Source organism: Rivularia sp. PCC 7116 (assembly GCF_000316665.1).
In the GTDB taxonomy this organism is placed as follows: Bacteria; Cyanobacteriota; Cyanobacteriia; order Cyanobacteriales; family Nostocaceae; genus Rivularia.
In genome coordinates, this window is sequence record NC_019678.1 from 4904796 (window position 1) to 4931566 (window position 26771).

Here is a 26771-nt window from a genome sequence, read left to right on the forward strand (position 1 = left end):
GAGCATCGGGCATAGAGGCGAAGCGAATAGTTAAAATTTAGGAGTGAATAGCAAGTAACAAGTAAATTATTCTTCTACCAATTTGCAATTCCCCATGCCCAATTCCCCATGCCTAATGCCCAATGCGCCAACTACCTGTATCACGCTTAGTTACGTTAATTGTCGGCTTAATTGTCATCCTAGGGCTGAGTCTCTGGTTGATAGATTCGCTGTCTCGGCTTTATTGGCAGTTATCTTATTCCCCATTTCTGGGTAATTTACTGCTGTTTTTGCTGGTGATTTTAGTTGCAGCATTAATTGCAGCTTTTGTTTATTATGCTCTGAAAATTCAATCTGGGGAACAGCGTAGCCGCAGCCGCAAACGTCCTAATATTAAACTTCCTGAAAAGAAAACCGAAACGGCTTCTACAACTTTGGAAGCTGTACGCAAACAGGTTTCGCAAATTCAAGATGAAGTTTCCCGCCAAGCTTTGCTGAGTAAATCCCGCGAAATCGAAGCTAATTTATCGCGCGGTGAAATTCAAGTGGTGGTGTTTGGTACGGGAAGTGCAGGTAAAACTTCTTTGGTGAATGCGGTGATGGGAAGAATGGTAGGTAAGGTGAATGCACCGATGGGCACTACAACCGTTGGGGAAACTTACTGTCTGCGGCTTAAGGGGATGGAGCGCAGAATTTTAATTACCGATACACCGGGCATTTTGGAAGCGGGGGTTGCCGGTACGGAAAGGGAACAGTTCGCAAGGGAATTAGCTACATCTGCCGATTTATTATTATTTGTTGTAGATAACGATTTGCGACGTTCGGAATACGAACCTTTGAAAGCATTAGCGGAAATTGGTAAACGTTCTTTACTAGTACTCAATAAAACCGATTTGTATGCAGAAGAAGACACCCAAGTAATTTTAGCTAAACTGCGCGAGCGAGTGCGGGGCTTTATTCCCACCAGCGATGTGGTTGCGATCGCGGCTAATCCGCAGGAGGTAGAGCTAGAAAATGGCGATGTATTTCGTTCAGAACCAGAAATCGTACCTTTATTACGCAGAATGGCAGCAATTTTACGGGCAGAAGGAGAAGATTTAGTCGCTGACAATATTTTGCTGCAATCGATAAGATTGGGAGAAGAAGCCAGAAAACTGATTGATTCTCAACGTCGTCGGCAAGCGAATAAAATTGTAGATAGATTTCAGTGGATTGGGGCGGGAGTAGTTTCGGTAACACCATTACCGGTAGTAGATTTGCTCGCAACTGCTGCGGTAAACGCGCAAATGGTAGTAGAAATTGGCAGAGTTTACGGTTGCGAATTGAATATGGAAAGGGGAAGGGAATTAGCGCTTTCTCTCGCGAAAACTTTAGCTAGCTTGGGAATAGTTAAAGGTGCTTTGCAGTTAGTTACTACAGCGCTACAGTTAAACATTGCAACTTTAGTACTTGGTAAAGCAATTCAAGGAGTAACGGCAGCTTATTTAACCAGAATTGCCGGTAAAAGCTTTATCGAATATTTCCGTCACGATCAAGATTGGGGTGATGGAGGAATGACAGAAGTTGTACAAAGACAGTTTCAGTTAAATCGTCGCGATGAATTTGTGAAAGCCTTTATTTCTGAAGCGATTGCGAAAGTTGTTAAACCGTTGACGGATAGGAAGGAAGTTGTAGAAGAAGAGATTGGGGAATAGGTAATAGGTAATTGGTAATTGGTCATTTTTAACTAACTCCTAACTCCTAACTCCTAACTCCTAACTACTAACTACTAACCTCTTCCAACCAAGTTTGTAAATCAACCATGCTGTTAAAATCAAGCAACGCTTCCCCAAGGTTTTCTAATTGTTCTAGGGAAAGACTTTCAACACGTTGACGTATTTCTTGGGGTAATTCTCCGACTCGTCGATTTAGTAAACGAAGAATCAGCGACTGTGCTTCTTCCTCCTTAATGTCTTGGTAAAGTCTAGTTTCTTTGAGAGTAATTCCTAACATTTTTTCTACCTCGTTTCGGCTAAGTTGTTCAAATTTGTAAGCTATTATTGTCGTAATTAAATCTATTATTACCTGACTTCTAGTTTCTGGCTGTTCGTTGGAAGAGCGTAAGATTAAATACCTAGCTTCTTCGGGTGCTTGTTCTTCATTAACGGTAGTTAGAACCATCAACGCTACCCAAACTGGTAATTCGCGAATATCTCCGAGTTCATCTAAATAAACTCTATGTACTTGAGGGCTGTTGAGTTGTCCGCGATGGGGGAAAATATCGCTTTGCTCGGTATTACGGGATGGGTAAATTATCACAACTTGCCAGTCGTTGAATCTGTTGCGATTACGATAGAAGTATAGGGAAGATTCTGCAAATACTCTTTCGTAAAGTCTTTCAGGTAGAGTCGAGGGAGAGTATTACCTCTCGCCCCTCTCTTTTAAATCTGGACGTGCCCGTTTCCGAGCATCCAGCTTCCGATATTTTTAGGGTTAAAGTTCTATCTGAGTTCCTTTCCCTTTTGCTTCATGTGGATGTAATCATGACAACTTTCGTGTACCACTGTTAGGTTATAGTCCTTCCAGTTAGAATGATTGCCGTCACAGTGATGTAGATTAACCTTTTCTTCCGAGGTTAATTTGTGACCACAGTATCCACAGGTATGGTTTTGCTTCTTTAATAATCTTGAGGTTATGCCGTCATATAGCTTACTGTTGCGTTTGCTCCAATAGACTAAATCTCCGTCAAAAGGTGATTTATTTCCTTTAACTTTGATGTGGCGGTTTTCGGAGTAACAAACTGTTGGGAAGGCTTTATCTAGCAGTTTTTTACTAGATAGGCGGTCTTGTTTAGTTTCTTGGTTAAATACCTTGTAGGCTCTGTGTTGTATGTGATAGAGGTTGAATCTAGCACTGTCCATTTTACAGAACTTATGGTATTGTCTCCATCCTCGGACTATTGGAGCTAATTTCTTAGCTTTTTCTGATGCACCATAATTCGAGTTGTTAGCAATTTTCTTGACTTTCTTGCGGAATGCTTTAAAGTTTTCCTCTGAGGGAGAGCTTCTAAACTTTCCGTTTTGCTGTACTTTGAAGTGCCAGCCCAAGAAATCAAATCCGAAAGTCGAAGCGGTTAGCTTTGTCTTTTTCTCACTTACCTTTAGTCCTCTTTTTGCTAGGAATTGGCTAATATTATCGAGTATTTCTTTTTCATCGTCTTCTGGTCGTAGGAAAAATACCATATCATCGGCATATCGAACGCAGGCAGTATTAATGTCCTTTTCAGGGGTAGTTGCTTTTATTTTGCGTCCTTTATTTGTGTGATATTTGTGTAGTTCTTCTATTCCGTTGAGGGCGATGTTAGCTAGTAGTGGACTCACCACCCCACCTTGACAAGTACCTTGTTCTGGGAAATCGGGATTTATTCCAACTTTAAGGCATCGGAATATACCTAATTTTAGCCGATTAGGGGCAATAAGGTTAGATATGATGGAGGAATGGTTAATCCGGTCAAAGCACTTTTCTATATCTAACTCAAGGATTCTCTTGTTGATGCCATTGGAACTTGATTTGAGGTTTTGAAAAACCTGCTTTTGAGCATCATGGGCAGAGCGCCCAGTTCTGAATCCGTAGCTGTGTTTGTGAAAAGTTGCTTCATGTGCTGGTTCTAATGCGTACTTAGCTAGGCATTGCCAGCATCTGTCCGCAAGAGTTGGAATTTTAAGCAATCGTGTAGTTGTCCCATCTTTTTTAGGGATTGGAATTGCTCGTAACTTTTGGTGTTTCCACTTGCTACTTTTTGCTTTTAGCAGCTCTTCGAGTGCAAAGCGTTCCTCAAAAGTAAGGGACTTTTTGCCATCAATACCTGCTGTCTTCTTACCAGCGTTTAACTGTGTTACTTGACGAATTGCCAGAAACCTAGCCGCACGAGATTTCAGGATAAGCTTCTGTAATTGACGGGCTTTGCGCTTGTCGCCAACTCGAACAGCTTTGAACACTCTTCTTTGTAAGCGGAAAACATTCGCTCGAAATTTCTTCCAGGGTAGTGATTTCCAAGATTCACTGGCGGTTTTGCCGTGCCTAATCATGCTTTACTCCAAATTGCGTTTTCTAAATACCTCAGAGCAGTTACGCTCTGTCCTACCCGGTGTAAAGGGGTTCCGTATCTCGTCTTACCTACTAGGGTTTCGACCTTTCCCCAGACCTTTACACCGTTTTTACTCGTTCCGTTGTTTCGATTGTTTTGATGGTTTAGGGCAGTCCACTTTGCCTATCCTCTTCTCAGAGATTACAGCTATTAAAAGAAGAATGCTGTGAGAATATAGAAGATGAAGTCTACATTTGTGATTCAGGTTGTAGCTTGATTCCTAAGACACTTTTCTAGGACTTGTTTACCCAATGTCATCTTCCCATTAACGCCAGTGTTGATACCTGCTTGTTTTACAACTGATTGCGTCCTGTTCCCAGCTTCAGCCTCCATAATTCCGAGTATGGTCACTGTGGGCAGGTAGGGGGTCACTTGTCTCCTCAAGGGTAGGACTTGCCTTTCTATGCTACTTGGCTCACCTACATCGAAAGAACAGTTATATATTTTGAGAGTCAATTTCAAAATATACCTTAGCCATACATCCCTAGTTTCTAGGGGTTCCTGCTAAGAACGAGCCGCACTCCTTTTGGAATTGTACCTCACAGAAATATACAGCACCAGGATTTTGATTTTCTGGCGGGAGAAATACCCCGTCAATTTCAAATTTTGGTTCTTTGACAGCTACCGAATCAAATGGGAGCATCCCGATGCCGGAACAAACATTTTACCCGACACCCTGCAAGGGTGCGGCTACATAAACGAAGCCCGACGACCTGGGCTACTAAGATTCTTAGCCCAGGTCGTCGGGCTTGGTAGTATTAGCCCCAGGCTTTTAGTCTGCGGGCTTTTTGCCGCCATTGGGATGCTCCCAATCAAATTTGTATTCGGATGCATTGTCTGGTGGATTTGTCAACAATTCAAATAGTAAACTTGGGTATTGTTGAAACAATTTGTAAAATATAGAATCTCGGCGCATGAGATGGTTTTATGAGCTTTTAAAATTACTAATAACATTTTTTATTCGCGATAATAAAATAATAAGGTACGTAAAGCTGAAGCTATAACGTACCGTTTTAAAATGATGAATTGTAATTAATTTTATTGATTCATAATTTATTTAACAAGTTCTTGCAATTACTCGATTAGGACGTAATCCAAACCAAGAAAATGCTTCTTTAAAATACAAAGCGCTTTTCTTGACAACATTTTTCCAAAGGGGAATAGGGGATTGGAAGGAATAATTTACTCAACTTTCGATATAAGCAGATTGAAAAATTTCTTTAGCAGTTAATTTTAAATCTGGGAATGATTTTAATTGAACTATCTCATCATCTTTATATAAGCTACTTTTGTACTCACCTTCCTCTAATTGGCACACAGTAATAGTAGGTTGTTTAGGATTACCAATAAATTTTCTACCACCTAGCCCTAAGTAATCAATAATCAAATATTCTGGTATGCCTATAGTTTCGTATTCATCAAATTTTAAAGCATAATCATCACTCCAGTTAGTAAGGCAGCGCGTTGCGGGGGTTCCCCCCGCAACGCGCTGCCTTACTTACAACTTCTACAACTAACGGTATTGATTCACTTTGAGAAACAGTAGATTCTTGCTCGTACAACGGCTCATTTTTTAAATTTTGCTTATTTAGTAGCAACACATCGGGTAAGTAAGCAGATTCTTTACCATCAGGTTTTACCAGTACTTTAGAAGCAATAAAATAAGGTAATTTTAAACGAACATACTCAACTAAGATTTTTTCAGTCAAAAATCCCACAACATTTTCATGTTTACCAATTGGTTGAGCCACTTCAATAATTACCCCATTGTGCAGTTCATATAATTTATTCTCTGGCTTCCATTCGATAAACTCTTTAAATGTTATTGTTTTATTTAATGTTTGAGTAATGAGATGGTAAGGTGCATTATAGATTAAGCGATTACGCAGCATCGCTAAGATTATAGAAGAACTTAGAACTACAGTTACTGTTCCAAATCACAGATAATTCGTCAAGCGAGTTTAAGCATAGATGAATTAATGAATCTGTTATAAATGCAAGCGATTAAACCGTTACTCTTTTAATAAATAATAAGGTTATACATTTCTTTATAAAAATGCGCTGAATTTAGCCCACGTAGGTGGGCTTCGTAAACTTAGCTCCAGCCTTCTAGGCTGAGAGCGATGAAGCACAGTCTTATACAGAATTAGTATTAGTACATCTACAATAAACTTCTACAACCAACAAAGATGCAAACTAACCAAAAACTCTCTTTACCAACAATGGGTTGCGGAACTTGGGCATGGGGTAACAAGGTGCTTTGGGGATACAATCAAGGCATGGATAACGATCTACAAGAAGTATTTAATATTTGTGTCAGCAACGGTGTAACTTTATTTGATACTGGTGATTCCTACGGTACGGGAAAGCTAAACGGACAGAGTGAGAAGCTTTTGGGGCGTTTTACGAAAGAGTATGACGGTGTAAATAAAGACGATATCTGCATTGCTACTAAATTAGCTGCTTATCCTTGGAGGTTAATTAGAGGTGCTATGGTATCTGCTGGTAAAGCTTCTGCGAAACGTTTGGGGAAAAATGTTGATTTAGTACAGATGCATTGGTCAACTGCGAATTATTTTCCCTGGCAGGAATGGGCTTTGTTGGATGGGTTGGGAGATTTGTACGAGCAAGGTTTGGTTAAGGGTGTGGGTTTATCAAATTATGGCTCTAAAAGATTGCAAAAGGTACACAAAAGGTTTGCGGAAAGAGGAATCCCGATTAAGACTTTGCAGGTACAGTATTCTTTGCTGTCAACTTATCCAGTTACGGAGTTGGGGGTTAAGGAAGTTTGCGACGAGTTGGGAATTAAGTTAATTGCCTACAGCCCTTTGTGTTTGGGAATTTTAACGGGGAAATATACAGATAAAAGTAAATATCCTCAAGGTATTAGAAATTTTCTTTTTAAACAATTAATTCCCGGTGCAAAATCTTTATTAGAATGTTTGCGAGCAGTTGCGGAATCTAGAAATAAAACTATGGCTCAGGTGGCAATTAACTGGTGTATTTGTAAAGGTACGATTCCTATTCCTGGAGCTAAAAATGCCGAGCAAGCAAGGCAGAATATTGGTGCTTTGGGTTGGGAATTGGATGCTGGAGAAATTGCAGAGTTGGATAAAGCAGCGGCAAGTACTGATAAGAAGATGGTGCAGAATATTTTTCAGACAAAGTAATTGCTATAGATTTGGAGACGTAGCATTGTTACGTCTCTACATTGAGTGCGTGCAAATTAAAATTTTTACAAGTAAGTTAGAATCAATCAAATTTATGAACTAAGAGGGGTTAGGTTATGGGAATTTTCAGCGGCATGATGGGTAATGCTTCTGAGGTTAATCCGGAGAAGTTGGAAAGGGAACTTGCTTCTTTGATGATTGAAGGGGAAAGTATGCACAAAGCTTTCAAATTAATTAGAGATTTGGTTGTTTTTACAAATAAAAGAATTATTTTAATTGATAAGCAAGGAATGACGGGTAAGAAGACTGAGTTTTTATCGATTCCCTATAAGTCTATTAAGTATTTTAGCAAGGAAAGTGCCGGTACTTTAGATTTAGATGCTGAAATTAAGGTTTGGATTTCTGGAGATGATTTACCAAAGGAATTTCAGTTTAAAAGAGATAATGCTGTAGATGAGGTTTATCAGCTTTTGAGTTACTATACTTTGTAAATTAGGTAATTGGTAATTCCCCCTCTGCCTTTATAAGGAGAGGGGTGCCCAAAGGGCGGGGTGAGGTGAGATGTTGCTGAGATGTTGGTTAAATAGTGCGTTACAGCATAATTTAAATAGTAATTTAAAATAAAATCTATTTGTGCTGTAACAACCCTACAATTTTCTAGTTATGAGTAGCAAAGAACCGGAATTGGTATTTATTGATAATTTTATAGAAAATAGTAGTGCATTATTTGTTTCACTTTGGGATAATATCGTTTGGGATGAAAGAATAAAAGCTAGGAAAACGGCAAGCTTTGGCGTTGCTTATGATTATTCTAATATCACTTATCCTCAAGTTGAAATGCTTCCCGATTTGATACCTATTTGTCACAAAATAGCCGCGAATGTTGGCTTTTTACCTAATAATTGTCTTTTAAATTATTATCCCGATGGTAATTCTACTATGGGTTATCATTCGGATTCTGCGAAGGAGTTAAAATTAGGCACTGGTGTTGTAATTATTTCTCTTGGTTGTGAAAGATATATTTATTTTAGAAGTAAAGCTGATAAGGAAATTAAGTTTCAATATCTGCTTTGCCCTGGCAAACTTTTGTATATGGATAAAGCTGTTCAAGATAATTGGATGCACGCTATCCCAAAACAAAATGGTGCTGGTGAAAGAATTAGTTTAAGTTTTAGATGTATTGTTTGAGATTATAGGGATTAGGAAATAATGAGTCGTCAACCGTTACTTGATTCCAATCGTTATTATACTTTTAGTAATTACTTTGAATTGGGATTCCCTCCAGATGATTTAGCCGCTGAATTTGGTTACTCTTTTGAAAGAAAGTTTATCGATTTACCGCAATATTCAGAAGATTTAGACCGAATATCGGATTTAAAGTTACGTATTGAAGAAATTTTACCTTATGTAGATTTAGAAAATGAAGCTACTCGTAGAGAAATATTGATTGCACCGATTGTTACAGATTTAATTCATTATTCACGCGCACAATTACGAATAGAATATCCTATTAAGGTTAGCAATCTACTACAGGGAAAGTTAGATTATTTATTACGTTCGAGAACTAATATAATCGTTATTGAAGCTAAACAAGCAGATATTAATAGAGGTTTTACGCAATTAGCAACAGAAATGATAGCATTAGATAAATGGATTGATTCCCAACAATCTGAAATATTAGGTGCTGTAACCACAGGTAATATTTGGCAATTTGGGGTATTATATCGTCAGCAAAAACATATTCAGGAAGGAATTAATCTTTACCGGGTTACTGAAGAATTGGAAACGATTATCAGAATTTTATTAAAAGCGTTAGGAGTTAGGAGTTAGGAGTGGGAAATTCTACCCAATGCCCAATGCCCAATGCCCTATTCCCCATTCATTAATTCATTCACAAGCTGCCACACTTGAATTAATTTACCTTGTTGTAATGCAGCTACTGCTGATAGTGCTTTAATTTCTTTAACATCTGACAATTCTTCTAATGCTGGCTGTAGTGATTTTTCGGCTGCTGCTCCTTGGAAGTCGTAAAGCTGCACAAATGCTAAATATGCCCATGCATACGGGTTATTTTTATCTAGTTGCGTTACTCTCTGCAAAGAGGCGATCGCTGCTTGTGGTTTTCGCTGCAATATGTCTGTCAATGCAACACTGTAAGCGTATTTCAAGTTTTGTTCTTGCTGTAAACGATATTCTAAGGCTTTACGTGTTTGTACTAAATAATCTTGATTGGGGTCGTATTGATTTATGCGTCCGATTTCGTAAAAGACTTTATTTAATGCTTTGATTCCTTGGGGTAATGTCGCTGCTAGGCTACGCAATTGTGTAGATAAATCTAATTCTGGTGCTGGAATGGATGTTGCTTGAGAATCGATTTGTAGAATTGTTTGGGGAGAGTTAAGAGGATAAGTTTGTCCGGTTAATTTATTTAGATAAGTTGCTTCTAAAGTATAGTTACCGTTTTTAATCTCGGCAGGTGGTAGCATTGCTATTCTTTCAGTAACTTGGAATCTACCTACTGGTTTGATACCATAAGGATACAGCTTTCCTAAAGCAATTGCATGGTCATGAATCCATTTTGAGTTATCGGCATTTTTCCAAGTTAACAGCATCAAACCATTTTGCAATTGCTCCCAATTACCTTCCCAAATATAAGTTACGGGCACTGGTTTTCCTGGTGGTGCTATCTGGGGTACTTCAACCTTTTCTAAAACAATATTATTATTACTTCTCCCCTCTCTCCCACCTCTCTTCTCTACAACAACAGGTGGATTTTTCTGATGATAAAGTTTGAGAATACTGTCATCGGGTAAATTCCAAGATTTATTTAGCTCAAAATCACCATTCTGTTCTACAATTTTGGTAATTTTATTTTGCGATTTAGGTACGGAACCCTGTTTTTTAGATTTAGTTAAAAACCAAGAAATAGAACCTGCATCTTGCTTTACAAAGCTTTTTTTAGTTCCTACCTGTCTTCCATATACTTGAAAATTTTGTAATGCACCGTAATAATTTAAATTGTGCTGGTTGATTTGCGGGGTTGAAGGCAATACTCCTACATTTGAATACAAATATGGTTCGGTTTGAATAATTTGTTTAATAACTTGGGTATGAGGAAATTTTTCTCCGACGTAAGGATAATGTTGAACTTTATTACTGAGAGCTTGGGTTAACCAATATCCAGGAATTCCGCCGATGGGAAATAAATTAAACAACATTAAGAGTATTGCTAAACCGAAAGTACCCCAGCGGATACGCTTTCCTAAAGTTCCTTGAAAACGAGTTAAACCATAAGCCAAAAATACTGATAAAACTGGTAAATACGGCAATACATAGCGAAAATCTTTATTCGGATTTAAGCAGGATAAAATATAAGCACCAATTAAAAAGATTGCCAGCCATTGCAAAGCAGTTGATAATTCTAATCCTTCTCTTCTCCTCTGTTTTTTAGCTTTTCCCCAATAAAGTAGTAATGCCAAAATAGGGACTAATAATAAAGGTAGAGAAACTTGTGATGGTAGTTGATGCCAATAAAAAATCCAAGCTTGAATCGTATTTAAAGGTGCTTCACCTTCAGCAATTGCCGAATCAACCGTGGCTCGTTTACCAGAAGTTAAAATTAGCAGCCAATTAGTACGATACCACCAGCCGAATATAAATGTAGACAAACCAAAGGCAGCGATTAATTGCAATAATCTTCCCCATAATCCTTTAAGTATCGATGTAACTACCACCCAAATTATCGGCGTAATCAGAAAAAATAGTGCCGTTTGCTTCACCATCAACGCCAATCCGAAAGATAAGCCGAAGAATATTGCGTAAAGAAGAGGAGGGGGGGAAGTATTTGTACGATTATTTTTTTGTTTTCTAAAAGTTGTGTTTTTGTATCCGGCAAAAAACCAAAGTGTGAGACAGAAGAAGCTTAAAGTAACTATTGCTGCGAGGGGATAGTCTAAGAGAAATTCTAAACGATATCTATACAATCCCGGCATTACTTGACACAAAGCGGCTGCCCATAAACCTACGGTGTCGCCAAAAAGTATTTTACCCAAGCCATATACAGAAAAGATTAAAACAGCGCTGAAACCAAGCATTATCAAAGTTGCTTCATCGTAACCCTTACCGTAAACAGATTGAATAAAAGCCGTAATAATATAAGTAAATGGCGGTATTTTTGAAGACAATAACCATAAGTTTTGCCACCATTCCCCATTTAAGAAATCTGGATTTTGTAGAGCCTGCAAATAATTCAAACTCCCAGTTAAATAATCGGCTTGATCCCATGAAGGAATAGATTTATCAAAGAAAAACCATACGCGATCGCATATTACACCGAGGAGCCAGATTGTAGTCAGAATCAACAGTTTCATAATTATTGGGCATGGGGCATTGGGCTTTGGGCGTTGGGCATTGCAGAGGGAGGAGAATGATTAAACCACTAACTACTAACCACTAACCACTAACTCTCAACTACTAACGATTTTTACCATTTTTACATGAGGAATTCCGGCTTCTAGAAAAGCTTCACCAACTTGCTCGAAACCCAATTGTTGATGCAATCCTTTGATATATTCCTGAGCATTAATGTAAACTTCGGCTATATTTTCACTGGCTATCACTTCCAAAGCTTTTTGCATTAACCTTTTACCGATACCATTTCCTCTGGCATAAGATAAAACCGCTAATCTTTCAATTTTTGCCGTTTTCCTATCTAAATATCGAATTCTGGCAGTACCCACCACAGCATTATCTAAATAAGCAATCAACTGCGGACAAAATTTATCTTTACCATCTATATCTAATTGTGCTTGTACATTTTGTTCGTCTTGAAATACTCTTCTTCTAATTATCTCAATTACTGGATACTGTTCCCATTCAACAACTTTTACAGTTATTTCAGTCATTCGGTTTCTTTTAAATCTAGCTTGTTTCTTATATTATGTTCGGTAGTAGCGCACTCGTTTCATGTCTTTGCAAAAATTACAAACCTGTTGATTTATGAGGTACCCGCAGCCATGACTGCTATCACCATCAATTTTAACAACGTCATGAAGCTTAATGACGACCAATTTTATCAACTATGCCGGGATAATCCCGATATTAAATTAGAACGCAATCAATGGGGAGAATTAATTGTAATGCCACCAACCGGAGGAGAAACCGGCAACCGTAATTCAGAAATCAATGCAGAATTTGTAATTTGGAACCGCAAAACTCAACTCGGTAAAGTATTTGATTCTTCTACCTGCTTCAAACTTCCTAACGGTTGCGATCGCTCTCCGGATGTATCTTGGATACAGTTAGAAAGGTGGAATTCACTTAGCGCACAGCAGCGAGAAAAGTTTCCTCCGATTGCTCCAGATTTCGTATTAGAGTTAATGTCTCCATCCGACGGTTTAAGCGATATTCAGAAAAAAATGCAAGAGTATATGGCTGCGGGTGTCAAATTAGGCTGGCTGCTTAAACGAAGTCGTCAGGTAGAAATTTATCGTCAAGGGCAAGCAGTAGAAGTATTAAACTCTCCTCCAAGTTTATCGGGAGAAGAGGTATTACCGGGATTTATTTTAGATTTATCAGTTGTGTGGGATTAGTTTTCTGGGAATAATAAACCCTTCTAGTACCCAGAGGGCGCTGAGGAAAAGGGGGAGAGGGGAAGAAAGTTAGGAGTTAGGAGTTAAGAGTTAGGAATTATATTTTCCCTATCCCTATTACCTATTACCTATTACCTATTACCAATCCCCCATGCCCCACGCCCAATTATTTAATTAATCCGCTCCTTCAATCGGCGCAAAACCTTGACGCTGAATGTTTTCAGTTATAGTACGGGGTTCTAAAAATTGTAGAAGATAATCGGGACCTCCTGCTTTTGAACCGACTCCGGAAAGTTTGAAGCCACCGAAGGGTTGCCGGGAAACGATTGCGCCGGTGATGGTGCGATTTATGTATAAATTCCCTACTTCAAATTCTTCTTGGGCTTGTTGGATATGGGAAGGTGTGCGGGAATAAAGTCCCCCAGTTAAAGCGTAGTTGGTACCGTTGGCTACTTGTAAGGCTTCTTGGAAATTTTTAACTTTAATTACTGCAACTACAGGACCAAAAATTTCTTCTTGAGCTATTATCCCATCTGCCGGTACGTTTCCAAATATTACTGGACCAACAAAATAACCGTTTTCTGGTGCAGACATTTCCAGCGCAATTTCGGCTTCTGCTTTACCTTTTTGGATATACTCGCGGATTCTAGATTGAGACTTATCGTCAATTACTGGTCCTACTTGAGTACCCGGTAATTCTGCTTCTCCAATATTAAGGGATTTTGTTGCTTCTACGAAACGTTGAATAAAAGTATCGTAAACGGTTTCTACAACTATTACCCTAGAGCAAGCAGAACATTTTTGTCCGCTGTAACCGAATGCCGAACTAACTACACCGACAACTGCTTGGTCTAAATCTGCACTTTCATCAATAATTATCCCGTTTTTGCCTCCCATTTCGGCAATCACTCGCTTCATATGCTTTTGACCGGGTTTTAACACGGCTGCATCTGCGTATATTTTGCAGCCTACTTCTTGCGATCCAGTAAAAGCGATAACGTGAGTATCGATGTGATTTACTAAATAAGAGCCGACAACAGAGCCTTTTCCGGGGACATATTGAAACACGCCTTGAGGAATTCCCGCATCAACTAAAACTTCTTTTATCTTGGCTGCAATTACCGCCGAAGTTTCCGCTGGTTTGAGCAAAGTACAGTTACCAGTTACCAAAGCTGCAACCGTCATACCCGTTGCGATCGCAAAGGGGAAATTCCAGGGAGAAATCACTACGGTAATTCCTCGGGGCTGGTAAATATAACGATTATTTTCTCCAGCTACGTCATAATTGAAACCTTTATCTAAACGTTCCATTTCCGCAGCATAATAGCGACAAAAATCAATCGCTTCGCTGACTTCTGCATCTGCTTCCCGCACTGGTTTACCAACTTCTAAAACAATCCAAGCCGATAATTCAGCCCGACGCTCTTCCATTAAATCTCCAGCTTTGCGAATAATATCGGTGCGCTGCTTTGCAGATGTTTTACGCCAAGTCTTAAACGCCGCTTTCGCCGCTTGCATCGCAGTTTCAGCTTGCTCGACATTAATTAAACCAACTTTGCCTACCACCTGAGAATAATTAGAAGGATTAACCGAATCAACTTTTTGCTCAGTTTCTACGTGTTCCCCATTAATTAAAGGTAAATAAGTTTTCCCAAGCTCTTTCTTAACGCTTTCAAAAGCAGCTTGAGATTTCTTTCTTAATTCTTCCATCGCATAATCACTATCGGCAGCAGGATTGAAAGAAGTAACCGCAGAAGCTTCTGAAGAATTATCTTTTGCCTCTTCCCTCTCTACCCCCTCTCCAATAACCGGGGGTGCAATCAACTCTTCCACGGGATGATTTTCCATATCCTGGCGAATAAAAGAGGAATTAGCTGTATTTTCCAGCAAACGACGAATTAAATAAGCCATTCCCGGCAATAATTCACCATAAGGGCAATAAACCCGCACGCGATAACCCTGCTCTACTAAAGACTTAGCAATTTTATCCCCCATACCGTAAAGCACCTGCATCTCAAAGTTGCGCTGGGGAATATTTAAACTTTGAGCAATGGCTATAGCTTTAGCTTGGGAGCGAACATTATGACTTCCTATGGCAGCATATATATATTGATGATTTTCTAATAATAATTGAGTAATATTCTCAAAATTAATATCGGTGGCAGCTTTATCGTTGTAAACTGGCTGTTTCCAGTGTTTTTGCTCTGCTGTAATGGTTTCTTGATCCCAGTAAGCTCCTTTTACCAAGCGAATTGTAATTGGATTATCGCGCTGTTTTGCCCATTCAATCAAGCTCTTGGCATCTTCCTCACTATCTCTGAGATAAGCTTGAATTGTCATCCCGATATCGGTGCGCTGTTTAAACTCTTCTTCCATTAACAGCTTTTTCAAAATCCCGAAAGTTAAATCTTTGTAGATATATTGCTCCATATCAAAGTGGATGGCAACACCCAATTCTTTCGCACGACGCAGCAAACTGCGGATATGGGAAACGACTTTCTCTTCACTACCTTTATCATCTAAAGGGTCAAACTGCGAATAAAAAGCTGTCAACTTTACCGAAACCTGTACCTTCGGCAATTCTTCCCCGTCAGCTTCGTCAATTAACGCCACATTCTTCCACTTTTTGGAAGCCTCCGCTAATTGCGCCATCAAATCCATATATCTTTGTAAATAAGACTCGGCTTCGACTTCCGTTATCACCGCTTCACCCAATAAATCTACGGTGAAAGCCATCTTTTCTTTACGCAGTCTTTCAATACTTTTTAGTGCTTGCTTGATATTCTCTCCAGCAATATACCGATGAGCTAAAGTTTCTACACTTTTAGAAACTGTTGTCGCGGCAACCTTCCCCGGCACAGAATCGGGATTTGCAAAGTTGAGCATTCCCTTCAACGCTGAAGGTAATTCCACCGAATCATCACCAAGATATTCCTGTAAATGTGCGGCAATCTCCGGGTTACTTCTCAAAGCCGGAAGGGTATCGATAAATCTAAATAACTGCACCCGCAAACCAGGATTGCTCATCGCCCATGCTAATAATTTATCATCGGGACGCATTTGATCGCGCAAAGCCGAAAATAAAGAACGATTTTCCCCAGTTGCGCTTAATAACTGCTTGGCGATTTCCTGAGTTTTCGCTTCGTAGATGTCTTTCTCAACCTGTAATACCACTGATAGCACGCTCCATGTAGAATGTCAGGCTTTCGTAATAAAGCCTCTATATTCTATTTTGGCTTTTTAATTTTGCTACCACCACATCCATAAGTAAAAATTAAAGAATCGAAATCTAATCGAAATTTAAATGTCATCAAAACACAGATATATGGCGCTTTTCATTTGAGTGCAATACAGCTTGAGAAACCTCACCCCATTATTAAGTAGAGGGGTGTATTCTATTCAACTGAAAACTGCTATATAAAATAATATTTTGAATATTTTTATCTTGTTGTCAGATAGATTAACAAAATTCTTCAATCAATAATTAAATATTATACTTGGATTACAAAATACAATAATCAATCTTGATATAAACAACTTAATTAAAATAATATTTAATCAATCAATATCTATTGAGAATAAATTGCAATTTTTCTAAGTATATATTCAACATATAAAACTTTTTAATATAGATATTTTTTGGCATTTGATGTTGGTAAATGCAGTGCAGTTTGCTTTCTTTAATCGAGTAGCTTCAATTAAGATAGCAAAGCTGTATATATAGGTTTCGTCATCTACCATGAGTAATATTATCCTAGAGCGTTACCGAATAATTGAGCTACTTAGTGGTACTCCAGGAGGTAGAAGTTATTTAAGTGAAGATACAAGTCAATCAAATTTTCATCAATATGTAGTAAAGCAGTTTCTCCCATCCAGTAAAGATTCTACTCTGTTAAAAATATCTCATGATGTCTTAGAAACAGAGACAAAACCTCTAGAGTATTTAGCAAAAAAGGATGATAGGATTCTTCATTTAAGCAATTTTTTTATCAAGGATAAAAACTTTTATTTAGTTAGAGAATATATTCTCGGTCAATCTTTAAGAAAAGAAATAATTACCGGGCAAAAATTAAGCTCTGAAAAAGTATTAGAAATATTATTAGAAGTTTTGGAAATATTAGTAATTATACATTATCGCGGCATAATTCATCGCAATATAAAACCAGCAAATATTATTCGTAGAGAGTCAGACAATAAGCTAATTTTAACTGATTTTGGTGCGCCGCAAGAAGCAGTATCTAACTTAGTGGCTTCATCAGAATATATGCCCATAGAGCAAATTTATCGAAATCCTCAATTGAACAGCGATATTTATGCTTTGGGTATAATTGCTATTGAGGCATTAACAGGTTTATCGGCAAGCGAAATTACTAACCGAAAAAATCAGAAAAACTCTGATGCCCAAAAAATAGTTTGGTATCCTCGCAGCCACAAAGTAAAAGCTAAACTTGCCAAAATCATCGACAAGATGGTGGATTTAAATTATCAAAACCGCTATCAATCAGCGAAAGAAGTATTAAACGATTTACAAACAATTAATCAACCCCAACCAAATTTAGTATTACAACCATTAAAAACACAATTCTCAAAAAATCCTAAATTATTCTTATTTCTAGGTAGTTTTATCACAGTCAGTGCGGTAGGTTGGTTTTTCTTTGCATCCAAAGACTTAAATTATGCGAGGAAACTGTACTATCAAGGAATCGCCAACTACGAAAAAGCAGACTACAAACAAGCAGTAAAACTGTTTTCTCAAGCCATTAAAATAAATCCCCAATATTCCTCAGCTTACAACTTTCGTGGAGACGCTTATTATCGTTTGGGAAACTACGAAAAATCGCAGCAAGATTCTAGTGCAGCAATTCGTAACAATCCTCAAGATGCAAATGCTTATTATGATAGAGCATTTAGTCTTTATTTAGTTGGAGAATTTAACGGAGCAATAATAGATTACAATCAAGCAATTAAACTCAATCCCGAATATGCCGACGCTTATTATGGTAGAGGATTAGCCCGTCACGAAATCAAAGAAAATCGTAAGGCGATCGCCGATTTAAATCAAGCAATTGCTATCAAGCCAAAATTTACGAAAGCCTACTTTCAAAGAGGAATTGTACATCGAGAAATAGGAGACAAACTAGAAGCAATCAAAGACTTTAGTAAAGCAATAGAAATTAATCCTAAATATGCCTCTGCATATTACGAACGCGGTAAAACTCGCTACGCACTCAACGAAAAAGCAGCCGCTAAAAAAGATTTTACTAAAGTAATTGAATTAGATTCTAGATTCGTTGATGCCTATATTGCCCGTGCAGATGTTCACACAGATTTAGGATATCCCAAACAAGCTTATGACGATTACGAAAAAGCCATCGAAATGAATCCCGAAGACGCAAAAGCTTACGTTCATCGTGGTAAATATCGCTTTCAAATGAAAGACATTGAAGGAGCAATTGAAAATTACAATCAAGCAATAAAACTCAATTCTACTCAGTCAACAGCATATAACAATCGCGGTAATGCTTACTTAGAATTAGGAAAATGGAATAAAGCATTAGCAGATTATTCCAAAGCAATTGAACTCAATCCCGAATACGCTTCAGCCTATTACAATCGCGGTTTACTACGTACAGATTTAGCTAAAGTACCGGGTGCAATTGAAGATTATCAAGCAGCAGCAGATATTTTTCTTAAAAGAGGCGAAAAGAATAATTATCAAGATGCAATGTCGAGAATTAAGGAACTTACTCCGTAAGTTGGGAATGGGAATTGGTAATGGGTAATGGGTAATTGGTAATTAAACTATTTGTTATTACCTATGGAATTCAGGTAAGCATTCAGCTTGGGTGATAGTTCATCGATTATTGGTTTAAGTTTTAGTGATTGTTCTTTAGTTAACATTTTTCTTGTATAAGCTAATCTTAAAAAACAAATAGTTTCGTATAAGGAGCCTCTAGAGATTCTAATAAAGCGACGATTATCTTGGTCATTAAAACAACCTCTTCCTTCTGCAATATTTGCACAAACGCTATCAGCCGAACGAACTATTTGTTTACCAACTGTATCTTTTTCAAATTGCTTCCACTCTTGAACAATATTCCAAATTTTATTAGCTAATTTCTCAGCTAACTGATAGACTTGTAAATTCTCAAAATCAGGTTTTGTCAAACTTATTTCTTGATATGGCAACAACATCTCTATAATTCCCAAAATCAATCACAAAATAACCTTCTTACAAATAATTCCTATATACCATCACCAATTACCAATTACCCATTACCAATTACCCATTACCCATTACCAATTACCCATTACCAATTACCCATTACCCATTACCAATTACCCAATCCCCAATTCCCCACTTTTGCCTGATAATATAAATAACGCTTCAAATAACTTTACGATTTATATATACAATGGCGAGAGATTTACGGGGATTTATCAAAATTTTGGAAGAAAGGGGACAATTAAAGCGAATTACCGCTAAAGTTGACCCTGAGTTGGAAATTGCGGAGATTTCTAACCGGATGCTGCAAAAAGGTGGCCCCGGTTTGATTTTTGAAAATGTTAAAGGTGCTGATTTTCCGGTTGCGGTGAACTTAATGGGAACCGTGGAAAGGATTTGCTGGGCTATGAATATGGAACATCCCCAAGAATTGGAAACTTTGGGGAAAAAGTTAGCAATGTTACAGCAGCCAAAGCCACCAAAAAAGATTTCTCAAGCAGTTGATTTTGGTAAGGTTTTGTTTGATGTTGTTAAAGCGAAGCCGGGAAGAGATTTTTTCCCTGCTTGCCAACAAGTTGTGGTGCAGGGTGATAATTTAGATTTAAATAAATTACCTTTAATTCGCCCTTATTCCGGCGACGCAGGCAAAATTATTACTTTAGGTTTGGTAATTACCAAAGATTGCGAAACCGGCACGCCAAACGTCGGCGTGTATCGCTTGCAACTACAATCTAAAAATACCATGACCGTACACTGGCTCTCGGTGCGCGGTGGAGCCAGACATTTACGCAAAGCTGCGGAGAATGGTAAGAAACTCGAAGTAGCGATTGCTTTAGGTGTCGATCCGTTAATTATTATGGCGGCAGCTACGCCGATTCCCGTTGATTTATCCGAATGGTTGTTTGCGGGTTTATACGGTGGTTCGGGTGTTAGTTTAGCCAAGTGTAAAACAGTTGATTTAGAAGTACCCGCAGACTCCGAATTTGTTTTAGAAGGAACAATTACCCCTGGGGAAGTATTGCCAGATGGGCCATTTGGAGACCACATGGGCTATTACGGCGGCGTTGAAGATTCGCCATTAGTTCGCTTTCAATGCATGACACACCGAAAAGAGCCGGTGTATTTAACCACGTTCAGCGGTCGTCCACCAAAAGAAGAAGCCATGATGGCGATCGCTCTCAACCGAATTTACACCCCAATTCTGCGACAGCAGGTTTCGGAAATCGTTGACTTCTTCCTACCAATGGAAGCCTTGAGTTACAAAGCGGCGATAATATCTATAGATAAAGCATACCCCGGACAAGCACGACGGGCAGCTTTAGCATTTTGGAGCGCTTTGCCGCAGTTTACCTACACCAAATTCGTGATTGTAGTAGATAAAGATATAAACATTCGCGACCCCCGTCAAGTTGTATGGGCAATAAGCTCCAAAGTAGATCCCACCCGAGACGTGTTTATATTGCCCAATACACCCTTCGACACCTTAGACTTTGCCAGCGAAAAACTAGGCTTAGGTGGAAGAATGGGAATTGATGCAACGACTAAAATTCCTCCAGAAACCGAACACGAATGGGGTGCGCCGTTAGAATCCGATGACGAAGTAGCAGCGATGGTTGAAAGAAGATGGGCAGAATACGGTTTGGATGATTTGAAATTGGGAGAAGTTGACGTTAACCTGTTTGGTTACGATATGAAATAGAACTAGTTATTAATGTAGAGACGTAGCACTGCTACGTCTTTGGAGGATTTTGTTTATTAACTATTTTTTAGAACAATATTTCAAAGAGGTAGAGAAATGTCTAATCCATTTCCCGGAATGAATCCTTATTTAGAAAGTCCTGAATTTTGGTCTGGTATTCATGGACGTATAATTGTATTTTTAGCAGATGTTTTATCACCTCAACTACGTCCTAAATACTTTGTAGCAGTTGAAGAACGAATTTATGAAACTACTCCTGATGATAGAGTTTTAGTTGGTATTCCTGATGTCGTAGTGCGAAGCTCGCAAACAGCAACGAGTTCGCAAACCGAAAATATTGCGATCGCAACTTCTTCGACTCAGCCATCCTCAGTAACACTTCCAATTCCTCAAACAGTTAAAGAAAGATATTTAGAAGTACGAAAAGTCGAAACAAAAGAAGTTGTGGCAGTAATTGAAGTTCTTTCTCCTAAAAATAAACGCACTGGAGAAGGAAGAAATGCATACGAAACAAAAAGAAATCGAATATTAACAATTTCAACGCATTTGATTGAAATTGACTTGTTACGTGCAGGTGAAGCGATGCCAATGTTGAATCATGATATTCAAAGTGACTATCGCATATTAGTTAGTCGCAGCAATAAACGTCCCAAAGCTGATTTATATGCATTTAATTTAAAAGACAATATTCCCACATTCCCTTTACCTTTGCGCGAAGAAGATAAAGAGCCTCTCGTAGATTTACAAGAGTTAATTAACGGTATTTATGAAAGAGCAAGTTACGATTTAGTTATAGATTATAGTCAAGAACCCGTACCTGCATTGAGGGAAGAAGATAATATATGGGTAGATGAACTTTTAAAAGAACAAAAATTAAGATAAATTATGCCTTCTCCATTTACCGGAATGAATCCATATTTAGAACATCCCGAACTATTTCCAGGATTACATCACTGGTTAATTATAGAAATTGCCAGATTCTTATCTCCTCAATTACGTCCTAAATACCGGGTTGCAGTTGAAGTCAGAACTTATGAAACTTCAGATGAGGATTCATTACAGGTAGGTATTCCTGATGTCACTATAATAAGTCGGCAAACTGCGAATGATTCTACAACAACTAATGTAGCAGTAGCAGAACCAACTGTAGAACCTGTAAAAGTTAGAATTCCCGTTCCTTTAACAATTAAAGAAGGTTATTTGGAAGTTCGAGAAGTAGGTACAGAAGCATTAATAACTACAATAGAAATTCTTTCACCTAGCAACAAACGTCCTGGCAAAGGAAGACAAAAATACTTGAAAAAACGAGAAACTATTTTAGAAACTCGTACTAATTTAGTAGAAATTGACTTATTACGAAAAGGTCAACCAATGCCGATAGTTGAGAATAAGATTCAGAGTCACTATCGGATTTTAGTTTATCGCGGCGATACCCGTCCAATAGCCGATTTATATGCTTTTAATTTACAAAATGTAATTCCTTCTTTCTCTTTACCCTTGCGTAGTGATGATAGGGAACCAGTTATTAATTTACAGGAATTATTGAATGAAATTTATGATATTTCTGGATATGATTTAGTAGTTGATTATAATCAAGAAGCTGTCCCCACTTTAAGTGAAAAAGATAAAAATTGGGTTGATGAGATTTTGAAACAACAAAAATTAAGATAAATCAACAATAATTAATATCACGTTTATATTCATATTGATAGAAAGCGCTCAGGTAAACAACCTCAGCGCTTTTTTGTGTCTAAAACTACGTATAAAAACAGACATTTAATACTTTTATGACATCGTTATGCCCAGAGTTCTGAGCATAATGATGACATTAAATAACGATAAATATATCGCAATTCTTGAGCAAATTCGCTGGGATGGAAAGCCAAAGTGTCCTTACTGCGAGTCAACCAACGCAACAGCGTACAAAAGTGAAGAAAGGTATCATTGCAATTCGTGTTATGTATCATTTAGCGTGACTGTTGGTACAATATTTCACAAAACTCATGTGAGTTTAGATAAATGGTTTTTAGCGATTCGTCTTGTGATGAATTCTTCCGGAGGTATCAGCGTGCGTCAATTGGCTAAGGAGATTGGGGTTAATAAGAATACTGCGGCTTCTATGGTGAGGAAGATTAAGGAGGAGGAGTCTGAAGTTTTGGAACGGTTTATGGGGGTTAAACTTTAATTTTTTTAGCTCTCCCCACAGAGGGGAGAGAATTTTATCCATTTTTAATTCATGTATTTACTGTAAAATTGATTTGCTAAAAAATGACATCATTACTTATGAATAAGCTAAATAAGTTATTATTTATATCACAATCTTTACTTCCTATTATATGTATAATTAACTGTTTTTTAATAGGGAATAAGCCTGCTAATGCACATCTAAAAGAATATTCAAAGAAAGAATCAACGAGTATTAATTTTGTATCGCAGAATAACACTCTCTCCTCCAAAAATAACTCAAGCAGTAATGATATAATCGGGAAAATAATTGTTTCCCTACTTACAGGTGGTGTTATTGGACAAATTCAGCAGCAAAGGATTGAACAAAAGAAAGATGTTATTCAGCAACTAGAAAAAGACCTAGAAGATAAAGCGAATAAAATAGAGAACTTTTTCAAAGAAAAATATAATAGTGAGGAATATCCTAAACAGCATATGATAGACTTTTTCGCTCTAATCAATGAAGATTATGGCTTGAACAAAATTGATATTCAAGGAGTTATGGCAGAAGATGTAAAAGAAAATAAACTTGAAGAATACAACGAAAATTTTAAATATTCTATCAAAGCAATAAATGGTTTATTATATTCAGATGAAAGTGACAAAAAGCTATTAAAAGGTTTAGTCAATAGTGTAATTTCTCAAACTGTGACATATGACAATAAAGAAGATTTTAAAAATAAATGTAGAGAGTTATATAGTTATTTAAGAGGTTGGCTAATATGTAGTATGAGATACAATACTGAGAAACTTCCTATCGAATCTATTCAGTATAATGCTTTGAGTAAAGATGAAAAAATTAAAGCTCTAGAGTATACAAAAAAAATAGTTTTGAATGATGAAAAAATTAAAGAAAAAATTCCCAATCACTTATCTAGAAAATTAATTTGTGAATATATTGATATTCTTTTAGAAAAAATTTTATCACAGTAATATAATATTTTTATGCGATTAGTTAAAATAATTCACTTATTCGCTACATATATTTCTTCTATCAATCTATGATAATATAGTAAATTAACCTTAATGTTTAGCCACAAAATAGCTATTGCTATTATCTACTTTGATATAATAAATACAACAGATTATTTGATGATTTTATAGTAAAACTATTCTCTTATATCGATTAGATATTTTTTATTATTATCTATTTATCTATTTCTGCAAGACTATAGTTAAAATCATCTTCATGAAGAATTTCTTGAAGTGTTTTTCTATAAACTATTTGAGCATCTTTTGTAGAAAGTCTATTTATTTCTGCATCAATTCCTAAAGTAGTTGTGTTATATCCTAGTCTTCGTAATATATTCCTAACAATTATTAGCCATTGCTTTTTCGTATACATATAAGAATCGGTTGATATATTTTATAGAACTCTAAAAAATAATATTTTCTTTTTTTTGAAAATTCACTACCGCAAACTAGGACACTCCCAAAATCCCCAATCCTACTAGCGAGTTCAGCTATGCTGCCTCTATCGCACTCCCCCCACTTCCCCAAAACCCTGCCATAATCAAACACACATCTACCAACGTACAAACAAATGTCTGCTGACTGAAATTAAGACAATAAATGTCATTAAAGAAATACGAGCAATTTATCTTTAATCCTTTTATGGATTTGAGATAAAACATCACCTGAATAAACTTAAAATTCTTTATCCCTGCTCTACTTCCAAGAAGGGTATTTTAATTGTTGCAATATCTTTCAAATGCTGCTCAATCTCATCAAATTAATCTATAATTTTTACTCAAAAAAATTTTATCAACTCTTTACTGCTCTAAAATCAAATTTATCCTTCTAGACTGATAAATAAAACACCTTTCCTACCCCATTAGAGAGATAACTTTCTGTTATAAATTTCATAAATTAACTTAAAGGAATCTGCAATCGGAGAAAATATCATAATGCCCGAAACTAAAGGATTAGGGGAAGAAGCGCTTAATAAAGCTGCCGAAGTTGGCATCACAAGTCAGTTAGATGAAGTTGAAGATTTAGACGTTGATATCGAAACCGATCCTTTAAAAGCGGTTCAAGGAGAGGTCGAATCAGTTGATATTGATGGCGACGGCTTGGTAATGAATAAAGACCTCCGCATGGAGGAATTAGATATGCATATTGAGGATGTTTCTATCAATCCCATGAAGACAGCTTTCGGAGAAATTGAACTTACCAAACCAGCTAAAGGTAGTACGCGAGTTGTTTTACTCGAAGAAGATATCAATCGCGCTTTCTATTCTGAGTACGTACAGCAGCAGTTAATGAGCCAGAAAATTAATATTAACGGACAAACAACAAGTATTGTTCCTCGAAAAGTTGATTTTCGTTTACCAGGGAAAGGCAAAGTAGAGTTAGATGCTAGTTTAATATTAAAAGAATCAGGAGAAACACATCAAATTGCATTTTCCGCAGTACCGCAAGTAAGTAGTGATGGTAAAACTGTAACTTTGGAAAATGTTGATTATGGCGATAAAAAAGAAACTTCCCCCGAATTAACACAAGCATTAGTAAATCAAACCAGCGAATTATTAAATTTAAGCAACTTTGATTTAGAAGGAATGGATTTAATAGTCAAAAGTTTAGAAGTAGAAGCTGGAAAATTAATTATGTCAGCTGAAGCTTACGTTGAAAAAATCCCTACAGAGTAATCAATTAACAGCGAACAGTGAACAGTGAACAATAACCAAATTTTGTTTTAACCTTTAACCTTTAACCTTTTATTATGAATACTCAAGGTAGAAGAACATCTCCTTATCCTAATATTCCCAAAGTTCTAGAAACAGATGATAGAGAATTTCGGGATGCTGGTGTTCCCAGTACTGTAGCTGTTCTAGGACATCCAATTCACCCAATCCTCGTACAATTCCCAATTGCTTTTTTAGTCGGTGCTTTTTTATCAGATGCTGTCTTCTGGTTTACTAATGATATCTTTTGGGCAAGAGCATCTTTTTATTTAATAGCTGCTGGTTTTGTTGCTGGAATTGTTGCTGCTATAACTGGAATGCTTGATTTTTTCCGAATCGAAAGAACCCGCATACGTACCGCTGGTTGGGCGCATATGGTGTTTAATATTTCGGCTTTATTATTAACTCTAATCAATTTGATACTGCGATGGGGTTCGCCCGCAGCACCAGTATTACCTTGGGGTTTGGCAATTTCGACTGTTGTAGCTACACTTCTCGGTGTTTCTGGTTGGTATGGTGGTGAATTAGTTTATCGTCATAAAATTTCTGTCATCGGTAACGGTAATCCAGAACAACTTTAAGTCAGTTAGCAGTTAACAGTTATCAGTTCTCAATAGTCATTAATTAAATGTGTGCTAGGTAATCTAGCGCACTTTTTTATTGATTAGATTTATTGATTATATATCAGTTACATTGCTCAATAATAATATATAAATCTAGAACCCAATGCCCAATGCCCCATGCCCAATCTCCAATTTTTAATTTATGCAAAAAATAGTCAAAGTAAAACCTAATTCTAAAAAACAAGAAATCATCGAAGAAGATGACGGTAGCCTGACTATACGATTGAAATCGCCGCCTGTTGACGGTAAAGCGAATGAAGAATTAATCAAAATATTATCTAAGAAGTTCAATGTACCCAAATCTTATATTCGTATTAAGTCGGGTGCTTCGTCGCGTCAAAAGCTGATTGAGATTGATACAGATTGATGAAAATTATGGCAGCCAAACAGTTTTCTAAGCTGTTGCTTGCGTAAGATTATTAGCAGCGAACAGCCAATGACGTTAAA

Annotated in this window: 22 protein-coding genes and 3 pseudogenes; 15 read left to right on the forward strand and 10 right to left on the reverse strand. The window is 37.3% G+C overall.

Going from position 1 to position 26771, the window contains the following annotated elements; genetic code table 11:
* Nucleotides 1-122: 122 nt before the first annotated feature.
* Entirely contained in the window at nucleotides 123-1673 is a 1551-nt protein-coding gene (locus RIV7116_RS19025) for a YcjF family protein (RefSeq protein WP_015119940.1), read from the forward strand.
* 67 nt (nucleotides 1674-1740) lie between these two features.
* On the opposite strand, the pseudogene RIV7116_RS19030 reads toward RIV7116_RS19025, so the two are convergent.
* From RIV7116_RS19030 to RIV7116_RS19050, 5 genes and pseudogenes are all read right to left on the reverse strand, one after another.
* Nucleotides 1741-2358: pseudogene (locus RIV7116_RS19030) on the reverse strand (DUF2887 domain-containing protein); the annotation flags it as partial.
* Nucleotides 2359-2459: 101 nt separating this feature from the next.
* Nucleotides 2460-4046, reverse strand: coding sequence for an RNA-dependent DNA polymerase (locus tag RIV7116_RS19035; RefSeq protein WP_015118533.1), 1587 nt, complete (start codon nucleotides 4044-4046; stop codon nucleotides 2460-2462).
* Nucleotides 4047-4625: 579 nt separating this feature from the next.
* Nucleotides 4626-4739: pseudogene (locus tag RIV7116_RS35040) on the reverse strand (DUF2887 domain-containing protein); the annotation flags it as partial.
* A 138-nt stretch (nucleotides 4740-4877) separates the two neighbouring features.
* Nucleotides 4878-5021, reverse strand: a complete 144-nt coding sequence (locus RIV7116_RS35045; RefSeq protein ID WP_371261546.1) for a DUF2887 domain-containing protein — start codon at nucleotides 5019-5021, stop codon at nucleotides 4878-4880.
* A 270-nt stretch (nucleotides 5022-5291) separates the two neighbouring features.
* A pseudogene (locus tag RIV7116_RS19050) lies at nucleotides 5292-5955 on the reverse strand (Uma2 family endonuclease).
* A gap of 339 nt (nucleotides 5956-6294) precedes the next feature.
* Between RIV7116_RS19050 and RIV7116_RS19055 the strand changes: the two are divergent.
* From RIV7116_RS19055 to RIV7116_RS19070, 4 genes are all read left to right on the forward strand, one after another.
* Entirely contained in the window at nucleotides 6295-7275 is a 981-nt protein-coding gene (locus RIV7116_RS19055; protein ID WP_015119941.1) for an aldo/keto reductase, read from the forward strand.
* A 116-nt stretch (nucleotides 7276-7391) separates the two neighbouring features.
* Nucleotides 7392-7766 (forward strand): PH domain-containing protein, encoded by a 375-nt coding sequence (locus RIV7116_RS19060; RefSeq protein WP_015119942.1) that lies wholly within the window; start codon nucleotides 7392-7394, stop codon nucleotides 7764-7766.
* A 172-nt stretch (nucleotides 7767-7938) separates the two neighbouring features.
* Nucleotides 7939-8463, forward strand: coding sequence for an alpha-ketoglutarate-dependent dioxygenase AlkB (locus tag RIV7116_RS19065; RefSeq protein WP_015119943.1), 525 nt, complete (start codon nucleotides 7939-7941; stop codon nucleotides 8461-8463).
* A gap of 21 nt (nucleotides 8464-8484) precedes the next feature.
* Complete coding sequence (locus RIV7116_RS19070; protein WP_015119944.1) at nucleotides 8485-9105, forward strand: hypothetical protein; 621 nt, start codon at nucleotides 8485-8487, stop codon at nucleotides 9103-9105.
* A 38-nt stretch (nucleotides 9106-9143) separates the two neighbouring features.
* On the opposite strand, the gene RIV7116_RS19075 is transcribed toward RIV7116_RS19070, so the two are convergent.
* Together RIV7116_RS19075 and RIV7116_RS19080 are read right to left on the reverse strand one after the other, a co-directional pair.
* Nucleotides 9144-11645: a phospholipid carrier-dependent glycosyltransferase gene (locus RIV7116_RS19075; protein WP_015119945.1), complete on the reverse strand. Its 2502-nt coding sequence runs from the start codon at nucleotides 11643-11645 to the stop codon at nucleotides 9144-9146.
* 96 nt (nucleotides 11646-11741) lie between these two features.
* A complete protein-coding gene (locus RIV7116_RS19080; protein WP_015119946.1) occupies nucleotides 11742-12179 on the reverse strand; it encodes a GNAT family N-acetyltransferase in 438 nt (145 codons plus the stop codon).
* A 111-nt stretch (nucleotides 12180-12290) separates the two neighbouring features.
* Here RIV7116_RS19080 and RIV7116_RS19085 point away from each other — a divergent pair, with 111 nt between their 5' ends.
* Entirely contained in the window at nucleotides 12291-12866 is a 576-nt protein-coding gene (locus RIV7116_RS19085) for a Uma2 family endonuclease (RefSeq protein WP_015119947.1), read from the forward strand.
* Nucleotides 12867-13040: 174 nt separating this feature from the next.
* Here the strand turns inward: RIV7116_RS19085 and pruA are convergent, their stop codons facing one another.
* The gene (gene pruA / locus RIV7116_RS19090) at nucleotides 13041-16040 is read right to left on the reverse strand and encodes an L-glutamate gamma-semialdehyde dehydrogenase (RefSeq protein ID WP_015119948.1); all 3000 of its coding nucleotides are present in this window, start codon (nucleotides 16038-16040) and stop codon (nucleotides 13041-13043) included.
* Between the two features lie 565 nt (nucleotides 16041-16605).
* Between pruA and RIV7116_RS19095 the strand changes: the two genes are divergently transcribed.
* The gene (locus tag RIV7116_RS19095) at nucleotides 16606-18621 is read left to right on the forward strand and encodes a tetratricopeptide repeat protein (RefSeq protein WP_015119949.1); all 2016 of its coding nucleotides are present in this window, start codon (nucleotides 16606-16608) and stop codon (nucleotides 18619-18621) included.
* A 47-nt stretch (nucleotides 18622-18668) separates the two neighbouring features.
* Here the strand turns inward: RIV7116_RS19095 and RIV7116_RS19100 are convergent, their stop codons facing one another.
* The gene (locus RIV7116_RS19100) at nucleotides 18669-19061 is read right to left on the reverse strand and encodes a four helix bundle protein (RefSeq protein ID WP_371261548.1); all 393 of its coding nucleotides are present in this window, start codon (nucleotides 19059-19061) and stop codon (nucleotides 18669-18671) included.
* 221 nt (nucleotides 19062-19282) lie between these two features.
* Between RIV7116_RS19100 and RIV7116_RS19105 the strand changes: the two genes are divergently transcribed.
* The 5 genes from RIV7116_RS19105 to RIV7116_RS19125 all read left to right on the forward strand — a co-directional run bounded on the left by RIV7116_RS19105 (nucleotide 19283) and on the right by RIV7116_RS19125 (nucleotide 23950).
* Nucleotides 19283-20791 (forward strand): UbiD family decarboxylase, encoded by a 1509-nt coding sequence (locus RIV7116_RS19105; RefSeq protein ID WP_015119951.1) that lies wholly within the window; start codon nucleotides 19283-19285, stop codon nucleotides 20789-20791.
* Nucleotides 20792-20887: 96 nt separating this feature from the next.
* Entirely contained in the window at nucleotides 20888-21673 is a 786-nt protein-coding gene (locus RIV7116_RS19110; RefSeq protein ID WP_015119952.1) for a DUF4058 family protein, read from the forward strand.
* A gap of 3 nt (nucleotides 21674-21676) precedes the next feature.
* Nucleotides 21677-22462, forward strand: coding sequence for a DUF4058 family protein (locus RIV7116_RS19115; RefSeq protein ID WP_015119953.1), 786 nt, complete (start codon nucleotides 21677-21679; stop codon nucleotides 22460-22462).
* Between the two features lie 148 nt (nucleotides 22463-22610).
* Nucleotides 22611-22976, forward strand: coding sequence for a transposase (locus tag RIV7116_RS19120; RefSeq protein WP_157229301.1), 366 nt, complete (start codon nucleotides 22611-22613; stop codon nucleotides 22974-22976).
* 83 nt (nucleotides 22977-23059) lie between these two features.
* Nucleotides 23060-23950: a hypothetical protein gene (locus RIV7116_RS19125; protein ID WP_044291049.1), complete on the forward strand. Its 891-nt coding sequence runs from the start codon at nucleotides 23060-23062 to the stop codon at nucleotides 23948-23950.
* A 214-nt stretch (nucleotides 23951-24164) separates the two neighbouring features.
* Here RIV7116_RS19125 and RIV7116_RS19130 read toward each other — a convergent pair whose 3' ends face one another.
* The gene (locus RIV7116_RS19130; protein WP_015119956.1) at nucleotides 24165-24362 is read right to left on the reverse strand and encodes a hypothetical protein; all 198 of its coding nucleotides are present in this window, start codon (nucleotides 24360-24362) and stop codon (nucleotides 24165-24167) included.
* 562 nt (nucleotides 24363-24924) lie between these two features.
* Here RIV7116_RS19130 and RIV7116_RS19135 point away from each other — a divergent pair.
* The 3 genes from RIV7116_RS19135 (at nucleotide 24925) to RIV7116_RS19145 (ending at nucleotide 26691) form a co-directional block, all read left to right on the forward strand.
* Nucleotides 24925-25665: a DUF2993 domain-containing protein gene (locus RIV7116_RS19135; protein WP_015119957.1), complete on the forward strand. Its 741-nt coding sequence runs from the start codon at nucleotides 24925-24927 to the stop codon at nucleotides 25663-25665.
* A 74-nt stretch (nucleotides 25666-25739) separates the two neighbouring features.
* Nucleotides 25740-26282 carry a DUF2231 domain-containing protein gene (locus tag RIV7116_RS19140; protein ID WP_015119958.1) on the forward strand — a complete coding sequence of 181 codons (543 nt, stop codon included), beginning with the start codon at nucleotides 25740-25742 and terminating at the stop codon, nucleotides 26280-26282.
* 184 nt (nucleotides 26283-26466) lie between these two features.
* The gene (locus tag RIV7116_RS19145) at nucleotides 26467-26691 is read left to right on the forward strand and encodes a DUF167 domain-containing protein (protein ID WP_015119959.1); all 225 of its coding nucleotides are present in this window, start codon (nucleotides 26467-26469) and stop codon (nucleotides 26689-26691) included.
* Nucleotides 26692-26771: the final 80 nt, after the last annotated feature.